This is a genomic window from Martinezella lusitana (assembly GCF_016901135.1).
Classification (GTDB): Bacteria; Pseudomonadota; Alphaproteobacteria; order Rhizobiales; family Rhizobiaceae; genus Rhizobium; species Rhizobium lusitanum_D.
In genome coordinates this window covers 281,253-295,465 of sequence record NZ_JAFEVL010000045.1, presented here as the reverse complement: position 1 = coordinate 295,465, position 14,213 = coordinate 281,253, and the positions used below count along the sequence as shown (strand labels likewise).

The following is a 14,213-nucleotide window of genomic DNA, read 5'->3' as shown; positions in this document are numbered from 1 at the left end:
ACGGCGGCTCTAACGAACCATTGGAACAGCCATGACCCTCGACAACGATTTCGCCCGCCTGTCGGATTTCGAGCCGATGAAGGCCGAATTGACCGGCATCCGGCAGCACCTGCATGCCAATCCCGAGCTTTCCTTCAAGGAGGCGGAAACAGCCCGCTTCGTCGCCGAGAAGCTGGAAGCCTGGGGTTACGAGGTGACGCGCAATGTCGGCGGCCATGGTGTCGTCGCCCGGCTGACGGCCGGGGCCGGCAAGAAGAGCATCGCCATCCGCGCCGACATGGACGCCCTGCCGATCACCGAGCAGACGGGCCGCCCCTATGCGAGCAAGACGCCGGGAAAAATGCACGCGTGCGGCCATGACGGCCATACGACGATGCTGCTGGGGGCCGCCGAATATCTCGCCCGCACCCGCCGTTTCAACGGCACGGTCAACCTGATCTTCCAGCCTGCCGAGGAGGCGGGAGCCTCGAGCGGCGCCCAGGCGATGATCGATGACGGATTGTTCGAGCGCTTTCCCTTTGACGTCATCTTCGGCCTGCACAATCACCCCGGCGCACCGGAAGGCACCTGGCTGATGCGCTCGGGACCGCTGATGGCGGCGGCCGATACGGCCGAGATCATCATAACGGGCAAGGGCGGCCATGCCTCGCGCCCGCACCTGACCATCGATCCCATCGTCGTCGCCTGCAACCTCGTCGTCAGCCTGCAGTCGGTCGTCTCCCGCAGCATCGACCCCACGCAGACGGCCGTCGTCACCGTCGGCTCAATCCATGCCGGCGAAGCCTCAAACGTCATCCCTGAGAGCGCCAGGATGTTGCTCAGCATCCGCTCCTTCGATCCGAAGATACGCGAACTGCTCGAAGCCCGGATCCGCAAGCTGGCGCAATCCGTTGCCGAAGGCTATGGCGCCAGCGTCGAGATCGACTACGCCCACGGCCATCCGGTCGTCGTCAATTCCGAGAAGGAAACCGAATTCGCGCGCAAGGTCGCAGAAGAGCTCGTGGGCGCCGACAAGGTCACCATATGCAGCCTCATCCCGGGCAGCGAGGATTTCTCTCACTATCTGGAACACAAGCCCGGCAGCTTTCTGCGCCTCGGCAACGGCGTCAACTCCGCCATCCTGCACAGTGCCAAATATGATTTCGCCGATGAAAGCCTCACCGTCGGCGCCGCCATGTGGGCGCGACTGACCGAGCGCTATCTCGACGCTTAGGCCGCACCGGGAGTTTGTCCAAACCCTCGCAACGGATCGACGGCCCTGACTATTGGTCGGGGCTGATCAAAATCCAGATGCGAGGTAATGGAAAAGTATCGGCAACAGGCGCCGTCAGAGGGACATCGTCATGTCAAAGCGATCGCTTGAAGCCGTCACTTATCCAGGGATCCCAGACTATCAGTCGTGGCAGCTGCGGTGTCCGCAGGGATCTCCGTCTGCAGCCCGGTCTTCGGCTGTGAGTCATGAGACTGCATCAGCCGCCATTCGCTTTCCAGACGATCAATCACATACGTAGGAATCTCATTTCTTACGTTTTCGAACTCTTGCATCACGACCTCCATTGCCATGCGATAATGGCATGACATGGAAGAGATTCTTTGTAAATCAAGGTATTAAAAAATTTAAACGATTAAAATTATTTTAATCGTTTGAAATTCTTTCGCCTGTGGACAAGGGCCCGATCCCGATCGAACTTCAGTCAATCCCATTCATAAAGCCGCTCATCTCGAAGCAGAATCACTCGTCTTGTCGGCCGCAAAGGCACCATTGCTGTTGCGAGGCACGGATGGCCGCCTTCGACCGTCGAACTCGAAATCCTGTGCGCGCCAGATCGAATCGTGCTGCTCGCGCATGGCATCGGCCGATTGGCGAACGACCTCGGAAATCCGCGTGAGCTGCTTGGCCAAGGGGCTCGTCTTGCGCCAGATCATACCGATCGTTCGCGAGGGTTGCGGGCTTTGGAAGCGCACGGCGGATACCGATGCCGAGCGCGTCTCGACGGCCACGGCCATCTCCGGTATCAAAGTGACACCGATGCCGGCGCTGACCATCTGCACCAGCGTCGACAGTGAGCTGCCGTCCATAAGTTCCCGCGGCAGTGCCGACTGTATATTGCAGAAGGACAAGGCCTGATCGCGGAAGCAGTGCCCCTCCTCCAACAGCAGCAGGCGCATTTCGCGCAGCGCCTCCCGATTGGGTACCGGCTTGCCTTCGTCCTCGCTCGGCCGCACCAGCACGAAGTTTTCCGCAAACAGCGCGACCTCGGTCAAGGACGGTTCGGATACGGGGAGCGCGACGATGGCCGTGTCGAGCCGGCCTTCCGCCAGTTCCTCGACCAGCTTGGATGTCAATGTTTCGCGCACGTGAATGTCCAGGCCATCATACAGGCTGGTGAGATTGCCGATGATCGTCGGCAGCAGATAGGGCGCGACCGTTGGGATCACGCCGATCCGCAGCCGCCCGACTGGCTGGTTATGTGAAGCGCGCGCCAGATCCCCCAGCTCGTCCACCGAGCGCAGAATGTTGCGGACGCGTACGGCGAATGCCTCTCCAAAATTGGTCAACCGAACCTGACGGGCACCTCTCTCGAACAGGTCAGTGCCGAGCTGCTCCTCCAATTCCTTGATCTGCATCGACAAGGCGGGCTGAGAGATCGCACAGACATCGGCCGCGCGCCCGAAGTGACCATGCTTTGCCAGGGCTTCGAAATAGCGAAGCTGCTTGAGGGTGAGATTTGTCATAACCTTACCTTATCGCACCGATCAGGAAATCCAACTTAAATTAATGGAACGGCTTGGCTATAGTGCGCAAGGCGAATACGAGAAGTCGCCGAATGTCATACCAAGCTCACATTGGGAGCATTGACTGCTAGCGCTCATCGATGCCCGGGCCGGTCGAAAAACTGGGCGTCGAGATTGGTTTTGCTTCCAGACGGTCCGCTTCGCGGGAGGTCAGAATAACGAGAGATTCCATGCGCATGACATGTCGTCATCGCGCCGAACATGAAACCGAATTGCTTCCCAAGAGGTGACGACACCTCCACCAGGCGGCGCAGTTCAAGCCATCATAAGGGAGAAAATTATGGATACAAAAGTTGAAAACACTGGCAAATGTCCGTTTCCGCACGGCAACACAAGCGTCTCGGCCAGATCGAACCGCGACTGGTGGCCGAACCAGCTGAACCTTAGGATTCTCCATCAGGGCTCTTCCCTGTCGAACCCGCTGGACAAGGCGTTCAACTATGCCGAGGAATTCAAGAAGCTCGACCTGAATGCGCTCAAGCAGGACCTCTTCGCCCTGATGACGGATTCGCAGGAATGGTGGCCGGCCGATTTCGGCCATTACGGTCCGCTCTTCATCCGCATGGCCTGGCATAGCGCCGGCACCTACCGCACCGGCGATGGCCGCGGCGGCGCCTCCTCCGGCACGCAGCGCTTCGCACCGCTCAACAGCTGGCCGGATAACGTCAACCTCGACAAGGCACGCCGCCTTCTCTGGCCGATCAAGCAGAAATACGGCAACAGCATCTCCTGGGCCGACCTGCTAATCCTTACTGGCAACTGCGCGCTGGAATCCATGGGCTTCAAGACCTTCGGCTTCGGCGGCGGCCGCGACGACGTCTGGGAACCGGAAGAAGACATCTATTGGGGTGCGGAAGATACCTGGCTCGGCGACAAGCGCTATAGCGGCGACCGCGATCTGGAAAACCCACTCGCCGCCGTGCAGATGGGCCTCATCTACGTCAATCCGGAAGGCCCGAACGGCAATCCGGATCCGCTCGCCTCTGCTCGCGACATCCGCGAGACCTTTGCCCGCATGGCAATGAATGACGAGGAAACCGTCGCGCTCATCGCCGGCGGCCATACCTTCGGAAAGACCCATGGCGCGGGCGACGCAGCCCATGTTGGCCCGGAGCCGGAAGCTGCCGGCATCGAAGAACAGGGCCTCGGCTGGAAGAACAGCTTCCGCAGCGGCAAGGGCGGCGACGCGATTGGCAGCGGTCTGGAAGTGACCTGGACCTCGACGCCGACGAAGTGGAGCAACAACTTCTTCTGGAACCTGTTTGGCTACGAATGGGAACTGACGAAGAGCCCGGCCGGTGCCCATCAGTGGACCCCGAAGCATGGCGCAGGCGCAGGCTCGGTGCCGGATGCACACGACAAATCCAAGCGTCACGCTCCGGCCATGCTGACCACGGACCTCGCCCTGCGCTTCGACCCTGCCTACGAGAAGATCTCGCGGCGCTTCTACGAGAACCCGGATGAGTTCGCTGACGCGTTCGCCCGCGCCTGGTTCAAGCTGACGCATCGCGACATGGGTCCGCGCGCCCGCTATCTCGGCCCGGAAGTTCCGACGGAAGAGCTCATCTGGCAGGATCCGGTCCCGGCCGTTAATCATGTACTGATCGACGCCAACGATATCGACGCGCTCAAGGGCGAGATTGCTGCATCGGGCCTCACCATCCCGCAGCTGGTTTCGACCGCTTGGGCGTCGGCTTCGACCTTCCGCGGTTCCGACAAGCGCGGTGGTGCAAACGGTGCTCGTATTCGCCTTGCGCCGCAAAAGGATTGGGAGGCCAACCAGCCGACCCAGCTCGCATCCGTGCTCCAGACGCTGGAAGGCATCCAGAAGAAGTTCAGCGATGCGCATACCGGCGGCAAGCAGGTCTCGCTCGCCGATCTGATCGTCCTCGGCGGCTCCGTCGCCGTTGAACAGGCTGCGAAGAAGGTCGGACACGATGTGGTCGTGCCCTTTACGCCGGGCCGGACCGACGCATCGCAGGAACAGACGGATGTGGAAGCCTTTGCCGTTCTGGAACCCATGGTGGATGGCTTCCGCAACTACCAGAAGCAGGCTTATACTGTTTCTTCGGAAGAGCTGCTGATCGACAAGGCGCAGCTGCTGACGCTGACGGCACCTGAAATGACTGTTCTCGTCGGCGGCCTGCGCGCACTGAACGCCAATGTCGGACAGACCCAGCACGGCGTCTTCACCAAGCGTCCCGAGGCACTGACCAACGACTTCTTCGTGAACCTGCTCGACATGGGCACGGAGTGGAAGGCGGTTTCGGATGCCAAGGATGTGTTCGAAGGACGCGACCGCGCAACGGGCAGCGTGAAGTGGACCGGCACCCGCATCGATCTCGTCTTCGGCTCCAACTCTCAGCTGCGCGCGATCGCCGAGCTCTATGGACAGGCCGATGCCCAGCAGAAGTTCGTGCGCGACTTCGTGGCAGCCTGGACCAAGGTGATGAACGCCGATCGCTTCGACATCGCCTGATGTGAAGTAGAAACATGCTCGGACGCGGCCAGGTTCAGGTCGCGTCCGAATGCTGTGTCGCTGTTATCCTCGATAATTATCCGGGCAGTTTGAGCCCCCAGCCGCCGAATATTTCACGGCTGCAAACCATGAAGCATCATATCTGGACGCTCATCGGGTCACCCCGGGACCACAGCGACACCTTGACCTCTGCCTCTTTCAATCCACGCATTCAAACGTGTGCGAGCTGGCTGTTCGATCAGATAGTAGCTGGCGGCCGCGCAGCAGATTACCAGGACCAACGCGATAGGCTTCGGCAGCAGATCTTGCAGCACGGCGATATGGAATGGCTGTTGCCATAAATAGAGCGAGAAGGACATTCGCCCGATTTGCCGGATGACTGAGCCTTCGAACAGCGCTCGGGAAAGGCGGGTAGAGTCCCCGATTGCGCAAACGGCGATCGCCAATAGCAAAGTCTTTGCACCGAAGAACAGCCAGGCGACATCACCGAACAGGCGGGCAGCGAGACCGCCGAAAAGTGCCAACGGCACTATCCACCTTATCGCCGGCCGTTTGAGGCGCTCACCAAACAGCAGGAAGACCGCCGCCGAAATCAGTATAGGCGCCGCAGCCACGTCAGTTGGCCAGAAGACGATAAACGGATCCCGCCCATAGATGTCATATTGCACAATGCCGTTAGCGAGCGCCGTAAGGCCCAATGCAAGAATGGTGAGCCCGATGAACCGAACAGCGGCTCCACGAAGCAGCAAGGCCATGATGGCAAGCAACACATAGCTATGTTCCTCGACGCATAATGACCAGATGTGATCAAAAACCGGTATGAAGGTGCGATTTTCGATGATGACGTAGTTCAATGTGAAGGTGAGCGCGGACAAGACGCCGGTGACACCGGGTGCCAGCGGCGTCTGGGAGAGGAGGGCGGCGCTTACAAGCACGAAGGTCAACAAAGCAGGATAGACCCGGCTGAAACGACGGAGGAAGAAAAGCCGGAGGGGCATTTTCCTCACAAAGAGAATTTCAGCCATGAGGCGGCCGGAAAGGACGAAGAAAAGGTCAACGCCAGCCGATCCGAGATCGGGAAGATAGCTATCACCGCCAAAGTGCCCGATGAGCACCAGCAAGACAGCAAGCCCGCGCCAGCCGTCAAGTGCCGGAATGTGAAGCTGCTTTTGAACTTCAGACATCAATGGCCGCCGGATTATTCATCTCCAGCACCACTTTAAGATGTTGCAATTAATAGTTTCGGTACGCTTCACTATCTACGATAAGCAAAATACTCCCCATGGGGGTATTTGGTTAATCGAATACGTCGCGGATGAGTGAAGACAGCGCCCTTGTGGGCGCTGTCGGATACATAGACCGATCGCCAGGTCAGCCGGCAGGGCGCAATTGCAGGCGCGAAACGCCGGCCGCGACATTCAGTCCGGTTCCCGCTTCCGCACTCAACGGCTGCAGCGCGAAATTCTTGGAGTTGCCGCCGACGAGGGCGTTGGCGCCAAGACCCAGGCCGACGGAAGCGCCGGCGGAGGCGCCGACATAGGTGCCGGCCAGAGCGCCATCACCGACGCGGGTGGCTGCGGTATTGACGACGACCCAGCTGAGATAGGTCTTGCGGGTGACCCCGATGTCGATGCCGAGCTTACCGATCGTACCGGTATAGCGCTCGACCTTGCCGGATCGCTGCTTGAAGGTGCAGCTGATATCCTTGTTGGATCCGATAATCATGCCGACGCCGCCCGCGACCTCGCAGGACAGCGTTCCAAGACGCTGCTTCGGCTCGGAAGCGACCTGCGCCGGCTGCTTTTTGGGATGATGCGTGCTGGCGGCTGATGCCGCGGAACCAAGAGCAACGGAAATAGCCGCTGCCGCGATGATGATCTTTTTCATGACGTATCCTTTGGCGGTTTGAGCGCCGCGGTCAGCCCGGCCCGCGGCCCGGAGGTCGATGCACCGATCTCGGACCGGCCGGGCGGTCCTTGATCTGTGTGGAGGACGATATGGTTGATGATCCGAAGTCCGGCATATTCGCCGGCAATCGCGAGCGCCCGCTCGCGCGCCTCGTCGGATGGCGCATCGCCCGACAGGACAATCGCGCCCTCTACGGCGATAACGTCGATATGCGCGTCTTCCAGCCCATCGGCATAGGCAATCAGGCAGCGGATAGCCGCGCAGGTCGCGGAGCTATCCGACGAAATCGTCAGCGATGAGAGCCTAGCCAGAAAGAGCATCGGGAAGCCTCGGCGAGATCGAGAAAGCGGACGTTGGCGCGCTTGTCAGCGCAGCGCGTTCTTGACAGCGTCCTTGGCCTTGCCGAACTTGGTCTGGATCTTCCCTTCGACCTTTTCGGCAGCGCCTTCGGCCCTCAGCCGATCGTTACCGATCAGCTTTCCGGCGACCTCCTTGATCGATCCGCTTGCTTCCTTGGCTGCACCTTTGACACGGTTCTTATCCATTGTCTTGCCTCCTTGGGTTTTTCAAAAGAAGAGGCATCGGTTTTCAACCGAAGCCGTGAACAATGAAGTAGGGCGGCATGGCATGCGCTTGCAGAGCAGGAACTACTATTTGTACTAGTAGAAAGTAGCCTTTTTGAGGCCTGCAATGCCGATTCTTCCGTCCAGCGCCCGGACCGAAGCAGAATGACGTCGCATCACGTCGATTTTCCAGACCTCATGGGCACCGACATGCCAGTGAAACCACGTTCCCTTGCCCATATGACGACAGCAGAGCGCCGGTTTACGCCGATCTTCGCGTAGAGCGATGCAACGTGGTTCCGGATCGTGTTCCTGGAAAGGTGCAGCGTTTCGCTCATCTCGGCGTCGCTCTGGCCGCGGCAGATCAAAGCGAGGACTTCCCTTTCCCGTTCGCTGAGATCAAGGAGTTGCGCCGAGGGACCCTTGCCGTTCGAGACCTGCCGCAAAGTCGCAAGCCGGTCGACAATGGAACGACTGAACCATGAGGTATCGGTCATCACGCTCTCGATAGCCTCAATCAGTTCCGCTTCACTGCGGCTGCGCTCGGTGACATCCTGCAACGACCAGATGACACATTGCTGGTCATTGATCTCGACACGCTCGGCAGAGACAAGGCAATCGGCCATCGAACCGTCCTTCTGCTTCATGCGCAAAACCTCATCGCGAAGTGGCATGTTGTCGACGAGCTTCTTTTCCATGGTGCGCCTGGCGGCGATATCGTCCCACAGGCGCAATTCGCTTGCGGTCTTTCCAGTGATCTCCTCGAGGCTGTAGCCCGAGAGCTGGGCAAAGGCATCGTTGACTTCGGTGAAGACGAAATCGCCCAATCGAGAAATAGCCGCCGGCGCCGGCGAGAGCCTGAATGACTTCGAGAACCGCTCCTCGCTTTGGCGAAGCGCGTTCTGGGCCTTTCGCCGTGCGTCGAGATCGGCGAAGGTGAACAGCATGCACGGCTCCTCGCCGACTGCGATGGGTTCACCCGCTATGATGACGAGCCGGTCGCCGCCACCCGGAAGCGGGATCAGGGCCTCACGCTGACGGATCAGCCTGCCCTCGACAAGCTTCGCCAGCGCATCCTCGCCCGTATCGCAATTGGCAAACAGGCCGATCTCGTCGACGGTCTTTCCGATGACGTCTTCCTTGGCGTAATTCGTCATCTCGACGAAACCCGGGTTGACTCGGATGAAGCGAAGGTCGTCGAGACGGCAGATCAGACCGGGAGCCGGATTGGCGTTGAAGGCCCGCTCGAAACGCTCTTCCGCCTCGAAAAGCGGCGTCTCGTCGCGGATGACGAGCGCAAGTACATCCGGGCGGGCTCCGGCATCGGCAATGATCAGGCTGCGGACGGTGTGGACCCAGACGAGATCCAGATCGGCGGCGGGCGATATTTCGACAGTCACTTCATCGACCGTCTCGCCGTTCACCAGCCGCTCGACCGGATACTGGCCTTCTTCAAGCAGATGATTGTTGCGGTAGCGCAGTGTGAAGGCCTGCCGGTAGCCGGCTGCATCGCCGCCCAGCTCCTCGATCGCCGACACCCTGTGCATCTGCAAAGCGGCATTGTTTGCCCAGGAAATAGCACCCTCCGGGTCGATCAGGATGATACCGTCACTCAATCCGGCGACGAGTTCGCGCAATACGTTCCGATTGACGTTCGGCGGCTGCAGCCCATCGCTCATAAGCATCCTCACCTTGCCACTGGTAATTTAGATAGGGAGACCAGCCGAGAAGAGAAGCTATGATGATGCGCCGCAAGAGCGAGCCCGAGGGAAATCAGGAGAGCCTGCGATTCATCTCGGAGTAATCCACGCAGGAGAGCGGCGCCGCATTTTGCAGAAATAGCGGCAGAGCAAGGGAATGGACCGGGATTGTCAGCGCATCGAGCGTCGCCGTCTGCTCTTGTGAGAGCTGAACATCGAGCGCGCCAAGGTCATCATCGAGCTGCTCCAAGGTATGCACACCGATGATGGTTGACGCTACACCGGGCCGTGCCAATGCCCAGGCAAGAGCCACACGGGCAGTGGTCGTGTCGAGCTCGGCCGCAATGCGGATCAGGGCGTCGACGATTTCAAGACGCTGCGCATCGGGTTGCTGTGCCAACGGTGACGCGCCGTCGGACATGAGGTTTCCGATGTTCTTGCGTGTGTATGTTCCGCTGATGAGTCCACCATTCAGCGGCGAATGCGAGACGACGCCGAGCCCCATTCCGCGCGCCATCGGAATGAGTTCGCTCTCAAACAGTCGAGCCGCCAGCGAATATTCGATCTGCAGACCGACAAATGGTGCCCAGCCGTGAAATTGCGCGATCAATTGTGCATGTGCGACTTTCCAGGCCGGCGTATCGGAAATGCCGAAATAGCGCAATTTTCCCGATTGAATGAGGTCATTCAATCCCGCCAGTATCTCATCGAGGGGAGCCTGCATGTCCCAATTGTCAAGCCAAAAGAGATCGAGGTAGTCAGTGCGCAACCGCCGCAAGGTCTCTTCGCATGTCGCTATGATAGCTTCGCGACCCAGTCCTGCACCGTGCTGATCGACGCCGAACTTGGCACCTATGACGAGCCGGTCGCGTTTGATTAAGTTCTGTGCGAGGTAATTGCCGACAACCGTCTGGGCATCCGGTTTTGCATCTCCTCTGCCTGTATCGAGATAGTTGCCGCCGAGAGCGAGATAGTGATCGAGGATCGCCGCGGGCTTATTAACACGCAACTGCCAAGCGAAGCCTTCGTCGAAGGTCATGGTTCCCAAAGCAAGCGGACTGACACGCAAGCTCGAACGGCCGAACGCAACATAGTCATCAAGATTCATTCCCTGTCCCCCGACCGGCATGGAGCCACATAGATAGCGCCCTACCTATATGTAATGTTGCTGAAAAAAAGGAATTAGACGGCGATTCACGATTTTACTATTCGGGAATCCGGACAATAGGTCGGACTCCGGAAGCAGAAGGCGGCCCATCCTTCCATACATGCCTTTTGAACCGCGCACGAAATAAAGACACGGTGATACCGCAACGCTTGAATGCATCTATCGCCATTCATGAATCGCAGACATGACGGCAATCAGAATTGTCCATCTTCACGCGACGCCTGGCCTCGGCTAGTCTTTCATCCGATAATCGGCAACTGCGCGCAGGCGCTTTTCGGTAGATAACAAACAAGGGGGACGAAACATGAAGACCATTGGCTATGCTTGCACCTCTGCGGATGCTCCTCTCGAGCCTTACAGCTTTGAACGACGTGCGCCGCTCGCAAATGACGTGGTGATGGAAATCACTTATGCGGGGATCTGCCATTCGGATATCCATATGGCGCATAATGACTGGGGCTTCACGCTCTATCCGCTGGTTCCGGGCCATGAAATCGTCGGCCGCGTCATCGAGATCGGCAGCGACGTCACCAAGTTCAAGGTCGGCGATCACGGCGCGGTCGGCTGCATGGTCGACAGCTGCCAGCATTGCGATCAGTGCCGCCGCGGCGAGGAGCAGTTCTGCCGCGAAGGCAACACCGGCACCTACAGCATCCCCGACCGTATCGACGGTTCGATCACCAAGGGCGGCTATTCCAAGCATATCGTGGTGCGCGAAGAATTCGTCTGCACCGTGCCGGAGGGCATGGATCTCTCCCGCACTGCGCCGATCCTCTGCGCCGGCATCACCACCTATTCGCCGCTACGCACCTGGAACGTCGGCCCGCATAGCCGCGTCGGCGTCATCGGCATGGGCGGCCTCGGCCACATGGCCGTCAAGCTCGCCGCGGCGATGGGCGCCAAGGTAACGATGATCTCGCGCTCGCCCGACAAGGAAAAGGTCGCCCGCGAAATCGGCGCCGACGACTTCCTGATCTCGACCAATGCGGGAGCAATGCAAGCCGCAGCCAACGCCTTCGACCTGATCATCGATACCGTCCCGGTCAAGCACGATCTCGATGCCTACATGCCGCTGCTCGACGTCGACGGAACGCTTGTTATCGTCGGCCAGGTCGGCCCCTGGGGCGAAGTAAACGGCCTGCCCTTCCTGATAGGTCGACGTCGCGTCGCGGGCTCGCCGATCGGCGGCATGCGCGAAACACAGGAAGTCATCGATTTCTGCGCGCGCAAGGGCATTCTTCCCGAGTGCCGGATCATCCGCCCGGAGCAGGTCAACGAAGCCTTCGCAACCCTGCAGCGGGCCGATATTCCCTACCGCTTCGTGATCGACATGGCGTCTCTGTCCGTTCCGGAAGCAGCCTGACAGGCGCTTCGGCGGCCGCGTCGTGGCGGCCGGGTTTGGTCATATGCATTGATGAAGGGGGTCAGCCTCGGTAACGCAACGCGTCGACCAACAGGGAGAACGCTGCCGAAGGTTGCCGACGGCTGGGATAATAGAGATGATAGCCGGAAAACGCTGCACACCAATCTTCCAGAACGCGCACCAGCCGCCCATTCGCCACATCCTCGGCGATATGATCTTCCATCACGAAGCCAAGGCCCAATCCTGCTTTCACAGCGCGCACGATCATGCCGACGTCGTTGAAGACGAGTTGACCATCCACCCGGACGCGAACCTCGCGCCCGTCCTTTTCCAGCTCCCAGGCATAGAGGCCGCCGGCGGTGAGCAAACGTAGATTGATGCAATTGTGATCCGCCAGATCGTTGGGCGTCTTCGGCTCTGGGTGCCTGGCGAAATAAGCCGGAGAGCCAACGATGACCATGCGGAGGTCGGGACTGATCTTGACCGCGATCATGTCCTTGGCGAGTGCCTCCCCGAGCCGGACCCCGGCATCGAACCGATCGGCGACGATATCGCGCAGGCTGGAATCGATGCTGAGCTCGATGTTGATGTCCGGATATTGCGGCAAGAGCCTTTCAAGGGCCGGCCAGAGAATGGTGGCGGCGGCATGTTCCGATGTGGTGATGCGGATGGTGCCGGCGGGCTTTTCGCGCAATTCGCTCAAGGAGGCGAGTTCGGCGCCAATGCTTTCCAGCGCCGGCCGCAGTGTGGCAAGCAGCCGCTCTCCGGCTTCGGTCGGGGCCACGTTTCGGGTCGTACGCGTCAACAGGCGCACGCCCAGCCGCGCCTCCAAACGCCGCACCGTGTGGCTGAGGGAGGATTGCGATGTGCCGAGCTTGGCGGCGGCACGCGTAAAGCTCTTCTCCTCGGCCACGACAGCAAAGGCGTTCAGGTCGACCAGCTCCTCTCGCTGCATTTATGAACTCCTGATATAATTGTATGCCATTTATATCGTATGGTTCCTGCAATGCGACAAGTCTAAAGTCCCTTGAATAACGGCGGTCGCGCCGTAGTTTTTTATCGAGGAGTTCGAAGCCATGGACATCAAACGCAGCGGTTCCCAACCATCGGCCAAGGGACCGGAAGACTATTTCACCGGCACGGTCCGCCTCGATGCGCCCTTCAGCGGCCGCGGCAATCTGAGTGGTACAACCGTGACCTTCGAGCCGGGCGCCCGCACAGCTTGGCACACGCATCCCTTCGGCCAGACCCTGCTCGTCGTTTCCGGTCTCGGACGTGTCCAGCGCGAAGGCGGGCCGGTGGAGGAAATCCGCCCCGGCGACATCGTCTGGTTCCCACCCGGTGAAAAACATTGGCACGGCGCGGCGCCCGATTGCGCCATGAGCCATATCGCGATCGCCGAGAAGGAAAACGGCTCGCCGGTGACCTGGATGGAGAAGGTGAGCGACACGGATTATCTTGGGAAGCCGCAATCATGAAACCCCGTGTCATCTGCCATATGATCTCGTCTCTTGACGGCGGGCTGCACCCCAGCCGCTGGACCGAGAGCCCAGACGGCAGCCGTCGGGATTGGACGGCACTGTACCAGTCGTGCCACGAGAAACTGGAAGGCGACGCCTGGATGGTCGGCCGCGTGACGATGGCGGAAATGAGCAAAGGCAATCCGCATCCGCCGCGCGAGCACGGCAAGGTCGACCGACCCTGTCATTTCGCCAACCGCGAGGCTGCCAATTATGCGATTGCCGTCGACACGTCAGGCAAATTGCATTTCACCAAGAATGAAATCGACGGCGATCACATCGTCGTCCTTCTCGGTGACGACGTACCGGACAGCCACCTTGCCGAACTGGCGAGCGACGGCATTTCCTACATCGTCTCCACACAGCCGCAGCTCGATCTTCCCGCCATGCTCGACACTCTCAACCGCGAGCTTGGCATCAAGCGCCTGCTGCTGGAGGGTGGCGCCGGCATCAACGGCTCCTTCCTCGCGGAAGGTCTGGTCGATGAAATCAGCCTGCTGGTCGCACCCGCTCTCGACGGACGCGCCGCGAGCCAGAGTTTCGTCGAATTCGGTGAAGAAGGCTTGGCCGGCAAGGCACAGCTCTCGCTCAAGAGCTGCGAAATGCTCGAGCACGGCGTGATCTATCTGCGCTACGCGGTCACGCCTCGCTGAGGCTGGTCAAGGAGCGCGCCGCCCAGGCTATACCGTCATGTTAGGAAGGAGGCCGCCAGCGGC

At 59.8% G+C, this 14,213-nt stretch carries 14 protein-coding genes; 5 read left to right on the top strand and 9 right to left on the bottom strand.

Annotated features, from left to right (window positions below; translation table 11 throughout):
• The first annotated feature begins 31 nt into the window (after positions 1-31).
• A complete protein-coding gene (locus JTP94_RS17245; RefSeq protein WP_204851698.1) occupies positions 32-1,213 on the top strand; it encodes a M20 aminoacylase family protein in 1,182 nt (393 codons plus the stop codon).
• A 155-nt stretch (positions 1,214-1,368) separates the two neighbouring features.
• Here JTP94_RS17245 and JTP94_RS17240 read toward each other — a convergent pair whose 3' ends face one another.
• A complete protein-coding gene (locus tag JTP94_RS17240; protein ID WP_204851697.1) occupies positions 1,369-1,545 on the bottom strand; it encodes a hypothetical protein in 177 nt (58 codons plus the stop codon).
• 171 nt (positions 1,546-1,716) lie between these two features.
• Positions 1,717-2,736, bottom strand: a complete 1,020-nt coding sequence (locus JTP94_RS17235; RefSeq protein ID WP_246755026.1) for a hydrogen peroxide-inducible genes activator — start codon at positions 2,734-2,736, stop codon at positions 1,717-1,719.
• A gap of 340 nt (positions 2,737-3,076) precedes the next feature.
• Between JTP94_RS17235 and katG the strand changes: the two genes are divergently transcribed.
• Positions 3,077-5,275 (top strand): catalase/peroxidase HPI, encoded by a 2,199-nt coding sequence (gene katG / locus JTP94_RS17230; RefSeq protein ID WP_204851696.1) that lies wholly within the window; start codon positions 3,077-3,079, stop codon positions 5,273-5,275.
• Positions 5,276-5,433: 158 nt separating this feature from the next.
• Here katG and JTP94_RS17225 read toward each other — a convergent pair whose 3' ends face one another.
• The 6 genes from JTP94_RS17225 to JTP94_RS17200 all read right to left on the bottom strand — a co-directional run bounded on the left by JTP94_RS17225 (position 5,434) and on the right by JTP94_RS17200 (position 10,554).
• Positions 5,434-6,459 (bottom strand): acyltransferase, encoded by a 1,026-nt coding sequence (locus JTP94_RS17225; protein ID WP_204851695.1) that lies wholly within the window; start codon positions 6,457-6,459, stop codon positions 5,434-5,436.
• A gap of 187 nt (positions 6,460-6,646) precedes the next feature.
• Entirely contained in the window at positions 6,647-7,162 is a 516-nt protein-coding gene (locus tag JTP94_RS17220) for a DUF992 domain-containing protein (protein WP_204851694.1), read from the bottom strand.
• The gene (locus tag JTP94_RS17215) at positions 7,159-7,503 is read right to left on the bottom strand and encodes a BON domain-containing protein (RefSeq protein ID WP_204851693.1); all 345 of its coding nucleotides are present in this window, start codon (positions 7,501-7,503) and stop codon (positions 7,159-7,161) included. The genes JTP94_RS17220 and JTP94_RS17215 overlap by 4 nt, the downstream gene beginning before the upstream one ends.
• Positions 7,504-7,548: 45 nt before the next feature.
• On the bottom strand, positions 7,549-7,728 hold the full coding sequence (locus JTP94_RS17210; RefSeq protein ID WP_204851692.1) for a CsbD family protein: 180 nt from the start codon (positions 7,726-7,728) through the stop codon (positions 7,549-7,551).
• A 194-nt stretch (positions 7,729-7,922) separates the two neighbouring features.
• The gene (locus tag JTP94_RS17205; RefSeq protein WP_204851691.1) at positions 7,923-9,425 is read right to left on the bottom strand and encodes a PAS domain S-box protein; all 1,503 of its coding nucleotides are present in this window, start codon (positions 9,423-9,425) and stop codon (positions 7,923-7,925) included.
• 94 nt (positions 9,426-9,519) lie between these two features.
• Positions 9,520-10,554, bottom strand: coding sequence for an aldo/keto reductase (locus tag JTP94_RS17200; protein WP_204851690.1), 1,035 nt, complete (start codon positions 10,552-10,554; stop codon positions 9,520-9,522).
• 364 nt (positions 10,555-10,918) lie between these two features.
• Here JTP94_RS17200 and JTP94_RS17195 point away from each other — a divergent pair, with 364 nt between their 5' ends.
• The gene (locus JTP94_RS17195; RefSeq protein WP_204851689.1) at positions 10,919-11,977 is read left to right on the top strand and encodes an NAD(P)-dependent alcohol dehydrogenase; all 1,059 of its coding nucleotides are present in this window, start codon (positions 10,919-10,921) and stop codon (positions 11,975-11,977) included.
• 61 nt (positions 11,978-12,038) lie between these two features.
• Here JTP94_RS17195 and JTP94_RS17190 read toward each other — a convergent pair whose 3' ends face one another.
• Positions 12,039-12,932, bottom strand: a complete 894-nt coding sequence (locus JTP94_RS17190; RefSeq protein WP_204851688.1) for a LysR family transcriptional regulator — start codon at positions 12,930-12,932, stop codon at positions 12,039-12,041.
• 121 nt (positions 12,933-13,053) lie between these two features.
• On the opposite strand from JTP94_RS17190, the gene JTP94_RS17185 reads away from it, so the two are divergent.
• The gene (locus tag JTP94_RS17185; protein WP_204851687.1) at positions 13,054-13,455 is read left to right on the top strand and encodes a cupin domain-containing protein; all 402 of its coding nucleotides are present in this window, start codon (positions 13,054-13,056) and stop codon (positions 13,453-13,455) included.
• Positions 13,452-14,150 (top strand): RibD family protein, encoded by a 699-nt coding sequence (locus JTP94_RS17180; protein ID WP_204851686.1) that lies wholly within the window; start codon positions 13,452-13,454, stop codon positions 14,148-14,150. Before JTP94_RS17185 ends, JTP94_RS17180 begins: the two co-directional genes overlap by 4 nt.
• Positions 14,151-14,213: the final 63 nt, after the last annotated feature.